The 12,763-nt window shown below is 58.2% G+C and carries 12 protein-coding genes; 1 reads left to right on the top strand and 11 read right to left on the bottom strand.

The genetic code is table 11. The annotated features are described in order from the left end of the window. Positions 1–7: 7 nt before the first annotated feature. From D7X94_RS04820 to D7X94_RS04770, 11 genes are all read right to left on the bottom strand, one after another. Entirely contained in the window at positions 8–328 is a 321-nt protein-coding gene (locus D7X94_RS04820) for a V-type ATP synthase subunit F (protein WP_120426606.1), read from the bottom strand. Beyond that, on the bottom strand, positions 321–1,286 hold the full coding sequence (locus D7X94_RS04815; RefSeq protein WP_120426605.1) for a V-type ATPase subunit: 966 nt from the start codon (positions 1,284–1,286) through the stop codon (positions 321–323). The genes D7X94_RS04820 and D7X94_RS04815 overlap by 8 nt, the downstream gene beginning before the upstream one ends. A 29-nt stretch (positions 1,287–1,315) precedes the next feature. Further along, complete coding sequence (locus tag D7X94_RS04810) at positions 1,316–1,909, bottom strand: V-type ATP synthase subunit E (RefSeq protein ID WP_120426604.1); 594 nt, start codon at positions 1,907–1,909, stop codon at positions 1,316–1,318. Between the two features lie 37 nt (positions 1,910–1,946). Then, positions 1,947–2,438, bottom strand: coding sequence for a V-type ATP synthase subunit K (locus D7X94_RS04805; protein ID WP_243111178.1), 492 nt, complete (start codon positions 2,436–2,438; stop codon positions 1,947–1,949). Positions 2,439–2,441: 3 nt separating this feature from the next. After that, positions 2,442–4,487 (bottom strand): V-type ATP synthase subunit I, encoded by a 2,046-nt coding sequence (locus D7X94_RS04800; RefSeq protein ID WP_120426603.1) that lies wholly within the window; start codon positions 4,485–4,487, stop codon positions 2,442–2,444. A gap of 38 nt (positions 4,488–4,525) precedes the next feature. Further along, positions 4,526–4,846, bottom strand: a complete 321-nt coding sequence (locus D7X94_RS04795) for a hypothetical protein (RefSeq protein WP_120426602.1) — start codon at positions 4,844–4,846, stop codon at positions 4,526–4,528. 282 nt (positions 4,847–5,128) lie between these two features. After that, positions 5,129–6,283 (bottom strand): hypothetical protein, encoded by a 1,155-nt coding sequence (locus D7X94_RS04790; protein ID WP_147401660.1) that lies wholly within the window; start codon positions 6,281–6,283, stop codon positions 5,129–5,131. Between the two features lie 459 nt (positions 6,284–6,742). Beyond that, on the bottom strand, positions 6,743–10,210 hold the full coding sequence (gene mfd, locus D7X94_RS04785; RefSeq protein WP_120426600.1) for a transcription-repair coupling factor: 3,468 nt from the start codon (positions 10,208–10,210) through the stop codon (positions 6,743–6,745). A 12-nt stretch (positions 10,211–10,222) separates the two neighbouring features. Then, on the bottom strand, positions 10,223–10,819 hold the full coding sequence (gene pth, locus D7X94_RS04780) for an aminoacyl-tRNA hydrolase (protein WP_120426599.1): 597 nt from the start codon (positions 10,817–10,819) through the stop codon (positions 10,223–10,225). Between the two features lie 264 nt (positions 10,820–11,083). Continuing rightward, the gene (locus D7X94_RS04775; protein WP_120426598.1) at positions 11,084–11,440 is read right to left on the bottom strand and encodes a hypothetical protein; all 357 of its coding nucleotides are present in this window, start codon (positions 11,438–11,440) and stop codon (positions 11,084–11,086) included. A 236-nt stretch (positions 11,441–11,676) separates the two neighbouring features. Further along, on the bottom strand, positions 11,677–11,997 hold the full coding sequence (locus D7X94_RS04770; RefSeq protein ID WP_120426597.1) for a hypothetical protein: 321 nt from the start codon (positions 11,995–11,997) through the stop codon (positions 11,677–11,679). Between the two features lie 375 nt (positions 11,998–12,372). Here D7X94_RS04770 and D7X94_RS04765 point away from each other — a divergent pair, with 375 nt between their 5' ends. Next, positions 12,373–12,762: a manganese catalase family protein gene (locus D7X94_RS04765; RefSeq protein ID WP_442857879.1), complete on the top strand. Its 390-nt coding sequence runs from the start codon at positions 12,373–12,375 to the stop codon at positions 12,760–12,762. The last annotated feature ends 1 nt before the right edge of the window (position 12,763 follow it).

The raw sequence follows: 12,763 nt of genomic DNA, 5'->3' as shown, positions 1-12,763 counted from the left end.
ATAGATTTTAATTGCCATTGAAAATGATGTCGGAGCCAACAGCCTGCTCCACAGAGTGCTTTACCATATTGATGCCCAGACCTGTGTTGCCATGCACACCCGGAATGGGGATTACAGCAGGCAACAGTCCCTCCCGGCAGCGCTCCAGCTCTCCGGGAACTTTTTCGGCCAAGGCCTCAGTGATATAGATTACGGCGTAATCCTGCTCAGAGAGCTGCCGCAGGGTTCTGGCGCCCTCTTCGCTGTCAGAGACTGGGAACACCTCCAGCCCCAGGGCCGCGAAGCCGTAAATGCTGTCGCGATCTCCCAAAACTGCAATTTTATACATACATATCCCTCAGTCTTTCCCGGATCATCCCGTCGTCCAACTCATTGAGCTTGCCGGAGAGGATAATCCGCACGGTGCTGATCTCATTGCGCCGGGCGATGACATAGGCGAACAAGGGGCCAACGGTAAAGGGGTTCATTTTCTGGCTTTTTACCAGGTCCATCACCTTATCGTCGCACCATTTTTCAAAGGCGGAATAGGACTCTTTCAGCCGGCCGGCGGCTTCGCTATAGGGGGTGGCCGCCAGATAGGCAAACAGATCATCCAGGCTTTTGCAGGCGGCCGCGGCCAGGGAGTCCGCGTTCAGGGTGGCACAGGGGGCCAGGGCGGCCTCCAGGAAGGCCCGGTTTTTTCCGGTCTTACAGGCGCGCACCGCCACCTTGATGTTGGACACCGCGCAGGTAAGCTCCGCATAGTCCCGCAGGATGTCGTTCTTGCTCTCCCGGCCGCAGTTCAGAACGTCCAGAAGGCAGGCGCGGTCCAAGATCACGTCGCAGAGCTGGCCGTCCTGGGTCTGCAAAAGGGTGTGATAGGCGCTGTCCGCGGCCTGAGCCATGGATTCTGGCAGGGCGGAGAAATCTCCCTCCCGCACGCAGCGCAGCATCACTTCCGGGTCGATAGAGCCGCCGGGCAGAAACACATCCTGGGGCTCTACGCCGGTAATCACCGCCTTGATGGCGGCTTTCAGATTGTTGTAGTCAGTGGGGAACAAGAGCACCTGGAAGGGGGTCAGATCCTCGGTGAGTTCGTGGATGAACGCCCAGGTCTTTTCCTCCTCCGCAGCCAGAATAGCCTCTGCCGAGGAGGATTCCCCCGTGCCCCAGCCCTTGTCAGAGAGGGTCCGCAGGCACTCCTCATAGGAGCGGCAGGCCATAAGCTGGTCCACGTCCTGGCGGTTTAAAAGACCCAGCTCTTTCGAGCGCACCCTGGCCACTGCATAGATGTATTCTTCAGTCATAGAAGCAGGTTTCCTTTCTCCGGGCGGGGTCAGGCCACAGGGAACAGCAGCTTGCCGGCCGCGTCCCGCAGTTCCTCATAGGCGTCCTCAAAGATGGCACGGAAGGTGCAGTTGATGTCCACACCGCCGTACACCAGCAGGAAGCCGTTTTCCACCTGATGGGGTTTGGGAGAAATGGTGACCTCTGCTCCCGGCACAGCCTTGCGCATACGGGCCAGAAAGTCGTCCGGCAGGCGGTCGATGTCCCGCTTATTCAGCAGCATTTCGCCCCGCCCTTCCTGGGCAAAGCGCTTATAGAGGGTCAGCAGGATCTCAAAATATTCCTTGTCCGGGGCGTTCTCCAGAGACTCCCGCGCGGCCTCCACGGCTTCGCCGATGAGCTCCTGCTTGAATACCAGCATCTGGTTGCGCTGCTCCAGCTCCGCCGCAGACTGGGCCCGGTCGCGGATTTCTTGGGCCCGGCGCTCGCCGTCCTTTAAGGCGGCGCGGACCTTCTCGGCGCCCTCGGCCTTGGCCTTTTCCGTAATTTCAGCCGCTTTGGCCCGGGCGGCGGACAGCTGCTCTTCGGCCTCCTTCTGGCCGTCGCTGGCGATCTGGTTGAGTATTGATTCCAGTCCGGTCATAGGTTTCCCTCCTCTCTCTCGGGTTTCAGCGAACGGCTCATACCTGCAGGCCGCCGATGCTGGTGATGGCGAGGATGGAGATCAGAAGGGCCAGAACCGCGTAGGTTTCCACCATGGCGGGGAAGATCATGGACTTGCCGAACTGGTCGGGCTTCTTGGCTACCAGGGAGATGGAGGCCACAGAGGCCTTGGCTTGCCACTTGGCGGAGACCATGCCCACAATAGCCATGGGCAGGCAGGCGGCGAAATAGAGCAGGCCCTTAGCCAGGCTCATGTTGGCGTCGCCGCCCAGCACGCCGATCTGGGTGAGGGTGACGAAGCCGATCAGCAGGCCATAGATGCCCTGGGTGCCGGGCAGCAGCTGGAGGATCAGAACCTTGCCGAACTTAGAGGGGTCCTCGGTGACGACCCCGGCGGCGGCCTGGCCGGTCATGCCAACGCCGATTGCAGAACCAATACCACCCATAAGGGCAGCCAGCACAGCGCCAATCAGGGCGAACACAACGCCCATCGTTGTCCAATCAAACATTTTTTATTCCTCCGTAATCTTAAAATATTTTGTTTTGGCGGAGAAGGGCTCGAATTTGCGCCCGCCGCCCTCATAAAACTTGCCGAAGAACTCCACGTACTGCAAACGGTTGGTATGTACGTAGGCGCCCAGCAGGTTGATGAGCAGATTGAGAACATGGCCGATGAGAAAAACCACAATGAAGAGCACGACGCCCACAGGGCCGCCGCCGGCCATGGCGCCCAGCATGTTGAACACCTGGGCGATGACGCCTGTGGCAAGGCCCAGGGCCAGAAGGCGGGAATAGGATAGAATGTCCGAAAGCCAGCTGGACACGCCGTAGAGGCCGTAGAGGCCCTTCAAGAAGCGCTTCACACCCCGGCTCTCCCGGCCGCTGGTGGCTACAATGCCTACAGCGCCAATGGCCGCGAATACCAAGGCAATGGTGGTGACAATGGACGGAATCGCCAGCTCCAGGCTCATCATATCTTGGAACATATCAGTGGAGACAAGGGCGATGATCAGCCCGCCCACCAGCATATACCAGAAGCCGGAGTCATAGAGGGCGTCCAGATATTTGCCCCGCCTGCACAGCTGGTAGATCTGCATGGCAAGGCCGGCAAACAGGTGGATAATACCCAAAAGGAAAGAGAACAGCATCAGCCGCATGGGTTCGTCCAGGGGGGCGAACCACAGGGGCGGGGTCAGGCTGGGGATGGCCTCCTTGGGCATTCCCGCGCCGTAGCCGAAGAAGGTCTGGGCCACCACGTCCACCGCGTCGCCGAAATAGCTGCCGAAGAGGACGCCCCAGAACATGGTGGACAGCCCGCAGAAGAAGAACATCTTCATGGTCTTACGCAGGCCCTCCTCGATGTTCTTGAACTTCAGAAGCACGATGCCGCAGGCCAGGGAGATGAGGAATCCGTAGGCCGCGTCGGAGAGCATCATGCCGAAGAGCACATAGTAGAACACGCACATGACCTTGGCCGGGTCCACCTCGAACTTGCCGGGCAGGCTGTAGCCCTCGATGACGCTCTCCACCGGGGAGCCGAAGAAGCCGTTCTCCAGCCTGACGGGCAGTTCCTCATCCTCGCCGGGGGTCTCCAGCTCTACAAAGGCGGCGTATTTCTCCTCCAGGTCCCTCTGGAGCTTGGGGGCTGCCGCGGCGGGCACGTAGCCGGTGAGGTAGAACACATGGGGGCTCTGCCATAAGCCGCCCAAAACCTCATACTTGTCGGCGCGCATCGTGTAATAGTCGGCGGTGAAGAGCAGGGACTGCCGCCTGTCCCCATAAGAGGCGATCTCTTTTTCAGCGGCGGCGATGTCCTCCTTGGCGGCCTGGATGCGCTTTTTCAGCTCTTCCACCCGCTCGGGGGGCGGAGTCTTGGAGGGAGCCGCCGGATAGGTGAAGCCCATGCCCCGCAGGGCCGCCTCCACCTTGATTCCATATTTGCCCAGGCACACCACAAAGGCGCAGGTCTGCTGGGGCTGGGTGCTGACCACCTCGGCCTCAATGCCGGAAATCTCGGGCAGAGCCTGGGCCAGGCGGGTTTTGATGTCCCCCTCGGAGAGCTCCTCGGGGAAGGTGCCAATGAATACGCTGGTGGCGCTGGTGCCGATGGTGCGCATGGACACGTCCAGGCTCATCCAGGGCTTCAGGGCGTCGATCTGGGATTCCAGCCGGGCAATCTCTGCCTGCTGGTCAATAATACGCTTGCCCAGGGCGTTAATGCGGGAGGCGATCTTGTTCAGCTCAGGAGCGGCGGCCGCCGTCTCCTCATACTGCCGGGCGTTGATGCCCTGGCGACCCTCCAGCATAGCCAGCATGGGCTTTTTATAGGGAGCGTAGCTGTCCAGCACCTCCACAGCGTTCACAATCAACTGGGCGTTTTTTTCGAACGTCTGCCGTGCGGAAGCGGTATCCGTTTTTGAGAAGGGGCCTGGGTCCCCACCATCCTCCTCTGGGGCTTTGACCTCCACAACGGCCCTGCGCTGCAGCATTTCTAAAATCTTTTTGCGGTTGTTCTTCAGCGCATACACATGGATACGCTTCATTTCCACTACCGCCATCTGCATCGAACCTCCTTGTGTTGAGAAGCCTAGGCCCCTCAGGTCTTTTTGCCCAAAACAATGTTACGGATTTCTTCCACGACCCTGCCGCGGCTCTCTTGGGCGCTGCGGCGCAGGCTCTCTTGCTGAGAGAGAGTTTCCTGGCGCACGCCGGCGCTGAGCTTTTCTGCGTCTGCCCGGGCTACGCCGCAGAGCACCTCGGCCTTCTTTCGAGCCTCCTTTACGGCGGCTTTCACAGCCTGTTCTCCTTGGGCGGCGGCATCGGCAACCAGTTTTTCACCCTGTTCCTTTGCCTGAGAGACGGCATCCTTGGCATTCCGCTCAGCATCGCTTATGGCCTGCATGGTCTGTTTTGCCAAACTTCTTCACCTCCTGCAATTATCCTCGTTGTCCATCCGGCCGGAAATTGGCTGGGGGCCGCAATCAAAATCATATGCCGGCTTAAACGCAGAAAGACATCACGCTGGAAAATACGGATGTCTCAAAAAACGTGGTTCAAGTTTCCAGGCTTGCGACATGGATATTATAACTCCTATCGCGGTAAAAGTCAAAAGATAAATGCAAAAAATGCTATTTTAAAAATAGAGAAAAAGGCCCTGCCGGAGATCTATGTCCCGGCAGAGCTTTTTTCTCTTTTTTGTCTATTCTTCGCTGGAAGCAGACTCCTCGCCAGAGGATTCCTCAGAGCTTTCTTCCGAGCTGGTTTCAGAAGCCTCAGAAGAGCTCGCCTCAGAGGAGACACCTTTTTTGCCCATAGCATCGGCCACTTTGGAGAGCTTCACGCTGGCAATTGCTTTCTGGTTGACCTCTACGCCCACATTGGCACCCTGCTCCATGGTATAGTCCAGAAATTCTTCCTGCTTCATTTCCAGAATCAGGTTGTCCATGCGGTCCTGATCTTCCAAAAGGGCCTCAAAGCCGTCAGAGACGTCCAGCTTCTGTACCACATAATAATAGGAGGAGGCATCGACCAGGGTGGCCTTGTCGTTGTCCAGTTCCTTTAAAGCATCGGCAAACAGAGCGCTCATAGAACTGGTGCGCACAGATACAGGCTCGCTCAGGTTCGGCTCGGTGCTGGAGGCGTTGGCATAGTTGGCGGCGGCTTCGTCCAAAGTTTGGCGGCCGTTGTTGATCAGCTCCACATAGTCGTCCAGGCGTTCCTTGATCTCCGCTTTCTCATCGTCCTCCATGGGGGTGCTGTTTCCGTCGTCATCTGTGGTGGAATGGTTGACCAGGAAATATTGATAATAGGTATAGTTGCCGGCATAATACTCCCTCAGCTCATCCTCGGAAAGCTCCATTTCACCGCTCTTGCCATACATAGTCAGCATCAGTTTCTTCAGTTTCATATTATAGACGGAGTAGGCCTGGCGGAAAGAGGACTGCGCCACACCCAAAGGCTCCAGAGGAGTGCGGAAATATCCCCACATGGAACTGGTAGCATTCTCAATGGCGGTCTGGTCCTCTTCGTCCAGAGAGAGACCCAGCTCGTTAAATTTCTGGCTGACAAAATAATAAGAATAGAGGCTGTCCATGGCGGCATCCTTAATCCAATCCTGGGCGTTCTGATCCTCAATGGTGGCGTTTAGCACGTCGGTGTCGGTGCCCACCTCAGAGGCGCCTTGAGAGTAGGCGCTGCTGAGATAGTAGATATAGCCGCCGATAGGCAGAGTGTCCTCCCCGAGCTTTGCGGCCCAGGTCTTGTCCTCGCTGTAACATCCGGCAAGGCCCGCGCACATGGCCAGGGCAACGGCTCCGGCGGCGGCCCGCTTAAAAAAGTTTCTCATGATAATCATGCCTTTCTTCTTGTGATAATTACACGGTCCCCCTATTATAGCGCAAAAATTCCCGCTTGTCCAGAGTTTCCGCAAAAAAGGAGTGTTTTGGGAAACGAGGGTATTTATTTTTTATGAGTGTTGGAAGGCCTTCGGGCGCACAAGACTTGGCAAAGCCAAGTCTGCCGCGCCCTACGGCAAGACCTTGGGGCTTTGCCCCAAATCCCACAAGGGGCCTGTCTCACCTGCCGGTTCGGTCGGGTCAGAACAATCGCCACTGGCGATTTTCCCCGCCCCTTGACCGCGTAACGCAGTATAGTTGGCTTTATCGCAATCAGCTAACCAGGGTAAAAGTTTTTGCGCCAAACTTTTTTCAAAAAGTTTGGCGCAGGTGTGGGCCGCGCAGGCCCACGACCTTGCCGTAGGCGGCGTTGCTGTGCCGCCGCAGGCCTTCCACTACTTCAAAAAATCGCGTCCTGTTCAGTCTACATCTTCCCCCATGACCTTCAGCGCCTCCGAGAGCGCCTCCAAAGGCGGCTGGCCCTGAAGCCGCAGGCTGAGATAGGGCCTGCTCCCCGCGCTGACCAGCACCCGGCCGTTCATGGCCTTCACAAGCCGCCCCACCTGATCCATGTCCAGCTGGTTCTTATATAGAAGGAGGCTGTCCCCTTGCTGCTTGATCTCGGAGACCCCCAGGTCACTGGCGGCGTTCCGGAGCAGGGCAATGTCAATGAGCCCCTTTACCGCCTCCGGGGGCTCTCCAAACCGGTCGATGAGCTCGTCGGTCACATCCAGGGCGTCCTCTTCGTTGCGCACCTCGGCGATACGCCTGTATACGTCCAGCCGCAGGTTTACGCTATCGATGTAGTTCTCTGGAATGTGGGCAGGCACCTGCATATCCACCAGGCATCCTTCGTCCACGGGCTTTTGGGGGGCCTCGCCCTTCATCAGGCTCACCGCCTCGCTGAGGAGCTTCACATACATATCATATCCCACAGCCTCCATATGCCCGTGCTGCTCCCCGCCCAGCACGTTTCCGGCTCCCCGGATCTCCAGGTCCCGCAGGGCGATCTTGAAGCCTGACCCAAACTCCGTGAACTCCCGGATGGCGGAAAGACGTTTTTGGGCAATCTCCGCCAGGGATTTGTTGGGAGTATAGGTGAGATAGGCATAGGCCCGGCGGTTGCTGCGTCCTACCCGGCCCCGAAGCTGGTGGAGCTGGGAGAGGCCCATACGGTCCGCGTTCTCAATGATCAGGGTGTTGGCCGTGGGCACGTCCACCCCGGTCTCAATGATGGTGGTGCACACCAGGATGTCAATTTCATGGTCCAGAAGCTGCCGCCACACCTCGCTGAGCTCCTCCTCGTCCATCTTCCCGTGGCCGAAGCCCACCCGGGCCTCGGGGATGTCCTGCTGGAGTTGGGCCGCCACCCGGGAGATAGAGGCCGTGTCGTTGTGCAGGTAGTAAACCTGCCCGCCCCGGCGGAGCTCCCGGCGGATGGCGTCGTAGATCAGCCCCTTGTCGTGCTCAACCACATAGGTCTGTACCGGGTGCCGGTCCTGGGGGGCTTCCTCAATCACTGACATGTCCCGGATGCCGGAGAGGGCCATGTTCAGGGTCCGGGGGATGGGCGTGGCCGAGAGGGTGAGCACGTCGGCGGACTTGCACAGGGCCTTCAGCCTCTCCTTCTGGGCCACCCCGAAGCGCTGCTCTTCGTCAATGATTACCAGGCCCAGGTCCTTGAAGGCTACGTCCTTGGAGACAAGCCGGTGGGTGCCCACAATAATATCCATGCTGCCCCGTTTCAACTTTTTCAAGATTGCTTCCTGCTGTTTGGGCGTGCGGAACCGGGAGAGCACCTCCACGTCCACGGGGAAGCCCTCCATGCGCTTTAAGATGGTCTGGTAATGCTGCCATGCCAGGATGGTGGTGGGCACCAGAATGGCGCACTGCTTTCCCGCGGTGACACACTTAAACGCCGCCCGCAACGCCACCTCGGTCTTGCCGAAACCCACATCCCCGCAGAGGAGCCGGTCCATGGGCACGTCCCGCTCCATGTCGTCCTTGATCTCGCTGACGCACCGGAGCTGATCCTCGGTTTCGTCGAATTCGAACCGGGCCTCGAAGTCCCGCTGCCACTCCCCATCGGGGGGGAAGGGGTGGCCCTTCTGCTGCATCCGCTGGGCGTAGAGCTGGATCAGCTCCTTGGCGATGTCCTTCACCGCCGCACGGACCCGCGCCTTCTGCCGCTGCCAGTCCGCCCCGCCCAGGCGGTTCAGGCGCACGCCGGAGTCCTCCCGGGGGCCGATGTACTTGGACACCATGTCTAGCTGGGTCACAGGCACATAGAGGGTGTCGTTTTTGGCGTAGGCCACTTTAATATAGTCCTTGACCACCCCGTTCATTTCCAGCTTGTGGATCCCCTGGAAAACGCCCACCCCGTGGGAGGCGTGGACCACATAGTCCCCGGGGGAGAGCTCGGAGAGGCTGGAGATCTCCTTGGAACTCTTGTCCTTCTTGGACTTCCTGGGCTTCTGCTGGACCAGCCGCCCCCGGGTGATCAGGGAGAACCCGGCGTCCGGCCAGTCGAACCCGGCGGAGAGGGATCCCGCCGTGACGGTGACCGTACCCTTCTGAGCGGTGGAAGGGTTTTCTATATAGGAGGCGGGCAGGCCGGACTGCTTCAGGTCGTCGGCCAATGCCCTGCCCGCCCGTTCGGTGCCGGAGAGCACCACGCAGGCCCGGCCCTGTTTGAGAAGGGCGGCAAGGTCCTCCTCCAGCAGCTGGACCCCGCCCCCCCAGGCGGGAAACTGCCGGACCGTGAGGTTTACCAGGGTTTTCGTGGGGATCTCGTAGCTGCCCCGGGCGAACACGTCCAGGAACACCGTGGGGATCCGCTGGGCCTGGGTCAGGGCGTACTCCCAGGTTTCCGCGTACTGGTCCAGGCCCTTGCAGAGCAGGCCCTCCTCCAGGTAGGCGGGCAGGTCCTGGCTCCACTGGGCCAGGGTGGTGCGCACCCGCTCCTTGAGCTTTGTCCCCTCGGAAAACACCAGCAGGGAGCTCTCCGGGGGGAAATAGTCGAAGAGGGTGGCCGGGGCCTCGTAGACCAGGGGGAGGAATTTGTCCATGGACCCGATGTGCAGGCCTTCCCGGAGCTTTTCCGCCTCGGCCAGCAGCACCTCCCGGGCCTTGGGGGCCCGTTTGCCCCGCAGAGACTTGGCCAGGGCCTCGATCTTCTTCACCAGGGCGGGGACGTTCCCCGGCAGGACCTCCACGCAGGGGGCCAGGGTGACGGCGTCCACCGGGTCCGTGCGCCGCTGGGTGGCCGGGTCGAAGGCGGAGAGGGAGTCCACCTCGTCTCCCCAGAACTCCACCCGCACAGGCTGCTGGGCGCTGGGGGAGAAAAAGTCCACGATGCCCCCCCGGCGGCTGAACTGGCCCGGGCCCTCGATCTGGTCCTCCCGCACATAGCCGCAGCCCACCAGGGCCTCCAGCAGGGATTCTATGGAAAGGCTCTGCCCGGCCTTCAGGGAGAAGAGGCGGCGCTTCAGGTCCTTTGGTCCCATGGTAAACTGCAGCGCCGCGTCCATACAGGCGATCACGCACCCGCAGGAGCCGTTTTCCAGCCGGGAGAGGGCCTCCAGCCGCAGGCGCTCGTATTCCCGGGAGGAAACCGCCGTATCCCGGAAATTCATGTCCCGCAGGGGGAACTGGACGGGTGAGAGCCCCAGGGAGGAGAGGTCCTCGAAAAAGCGCTGACTCTCCGCCTCGTCGGCGGCGAGAATCAGGGCCCGCCGCCCGGAATCCCGGCAGAGGGCGGCGATGGCGGCGCATTTGTGCACACCGGAAAGGCCCGTAGCCACGGCGGGAACCGCGCCGCTTGCCAGGGCCCCGGAGAGCTCCCGGTATCCGGGAGAACGGGAGAGGGCGGAGAAAATGGATTTCATGAGGGCACCTCGTCAGTTATACAGGTTCATGGCCCGGTCCACGTCTCCCCGGACGATCAGCTCCGCAGCGGCGCAGGCGTTGTCCAGGGCGGCGTCCAGGTCCTTCAGATCCCCTTGGGAAAACCGGGAGAGCACCCAGTCCGCCAGATTGTAGTCCGGATGTGGCTTCTGCCCCACGCCGATCTTGATCCGGGGGAAGTGGTCGCTGCCGGAGAGATAGAGGATGTTCTTCATGCCGTTGTGGCCGCCGTCGCTGCCCTTGCGGCGCACCCGCAGCTTTCCCAGGGGCAGGTTGATGTCGTCGAAGAGGATGAGGGTCCGCTCCGGGGGGATCTTGTAAAAGGCCATGGCCTCTGTGACGGACTGGCCGCTGAGGTTCATGAAGGTGCCGGGCTTCAGAAGGAGCGCCCGCCCGCCCCCCAGGGAGCAGTCCCCGCAGAGGCCCTTGAACTTGACCCGCTTCACCTGGGCGCCCTGCTTTTCCGCCAGCCGGTCCAGGGCCATGAAGCCCGCGTTATGCCGGGTGCCCTCGTACTCTCTGCCGGGATTGCCCAGCCCCACAATGATAAAATCCACGGGCCCCAAGGGCCTCTGGGAAAATCGAAACATGGAAAACGCCTCCTATCGCGCACACGCCAACACAGCGGGAAGGGATGCCCCCGCCCGCCTCTATAAATAAGGGTAGTGAACCGGCCCCGCCCCGTTCGGAGATGGGCCCCGGCTCCAAGTGGGTTAACTATACCAGATTTGGCGCGGTTTTGCAAGGGGGAATCCGCAGGAGACAGATAGCGGCGGGGAACCGGCCTTTCTGTGGGCCCGCCCCCGCCGCGCTATGGAAATTTCCCTTGCATTCTAGGGGAAAAATGTGGAAGATCACTTAGCTAACCCAAATTTTTTCGCCAAATATCCATGGTGCACAAACCGGCCATAGTTATTCCAGCCATCCATAACAAAATAGTAATGATTCCGGCCAGAAGTGTCGTCCGCATAGCCAAACAGCATAACAGCGTGGCCTTGATAGTTGCTGGCCTCTGTGTCCCGCGTAGTACGCAAATGGAAATGAATGGGGCAGTTAGTATTTAATTCTGACTTATAGGTATCAAATAAAACACCAGAAGGAATATACTTGTAGTTCCAGGTGCCGCCATCACGGGCCGCTACGCCAAAAAATTCCTCATAACCCTTGAGCACATTACTTGCGTCTATGCCGGAACCAGCTTCATACCCCATAGTAGTCTGTTATCCTTTATACGTTGGGTCTAAGTTCGCCTTTTCCTGTTCGGTAAGATCGTTCCAGTTGATCTCAGGTTCACCATATTTCATATAGAGCCAGTAGGAGCCATTGATTTTGACAACAATATTCTCATCATATTGATATACTTCACAGCTGACGACGGGATGATTTGCTTGAAAATTTTCTTTTGGTATTCCGTCCGCGCCATCCCCCTGGTAGTTGGTAACATCACTTAAAATCTTTCCGAGATAAACAAAGTCATCTTTCTGTTCTGGATAGCCTTTTTGGCCGCTGGATTGAATGTAAAGTGTATATCATTCACATAGACCATAGGGGTTGCGTCAGCTACACCTTGTTTATCCTCATCCTGATTTGTAGGAGAAAAATGGGCAATAGCAGCACACCCCAGGACGAGACAAGCAGCGATAGCCCCCCCCATTTCAACCAACTGGGCCTTTTCGTCTGTTTTCATGCTAATAGGTGCTTTGATTTTTTTCTTTGCTCTTTTGAGAAAAACTCCTCTGAGAAATTTCTTATCTTCACGATTAAGCATAAATTCACCTCTGCACTAAACTCAACGCTGTTAATCAATCAATTGTGTAGTTTAGTACATTATAGCCTTTTTCAAAACAAAGTCAATGGTATCTAACCAATCAATCCCAATTATTCAGTTATGTGGTTTAGTACAAAAAAGAGCTTGTCCAAGGTTATTCAGACAAGCTCTTTTTCTCACGCTTCATAGTTATAATAGACATCTGCATCCGCTAGCGCATAGAGATTTATCCATCTCGGAGTGCCGCCAAGCTCGATAAAATAAGGCTTTCTGCCGCCTTTCCTGTATCTTTCCTCATCCCATTTGCCGATCCTTTCATAGCTGACAAAGCTATGTACAGATAAGCCGAAAGTACTGGGCTTGTCCGCATAGGGCTTGATTTGGAACATTTCTGAGCACAAGGTAGGCACCGAGGAACTAGCTCATCTAGAGATGGTAGGAGCCATTGTCTACCAGCTTACCCGGAACTTGACCCCCGCCCAAATCCAAGAAGCGGGTTTCAGCGACTACTTTGTAGACCATACCACCGGTGTATACCCCCAAGCGGCTTCAGGAACACCTTTCAGCGCCGCTACGTTTGCCGTAACCGGGGATCCGGTAGCTGACTTAAACGAGGATCTGGCCGCCGAACAAAAAGCCCGCCTCAGCTATGATAACATCCTCCGCTTTGCGGATGACCCTGACGTAGCGGAGCCAATTAAGTTTCTTAGAGAACGGGAGATCGTTCATTACCAGCGGTTCGGCGAAGCAAATCAATCAAGGTGAA

The sequence above is a fragment of the Acutalibacter sp. 1XD8-33 genome (genome assembly GCF_003612555.1).
In the GTDB taxonomy this organism is placed as follows: domain Bacteria; phylum Bacillota; class Clostridia; order Oscillospirales; family Acutalibacteraceae; genus Acutalibacter.
Note: the sequence above shows the minus strand (reverse complement) of the source record. Positions and strands in the feature narration are given on the sequence as shown.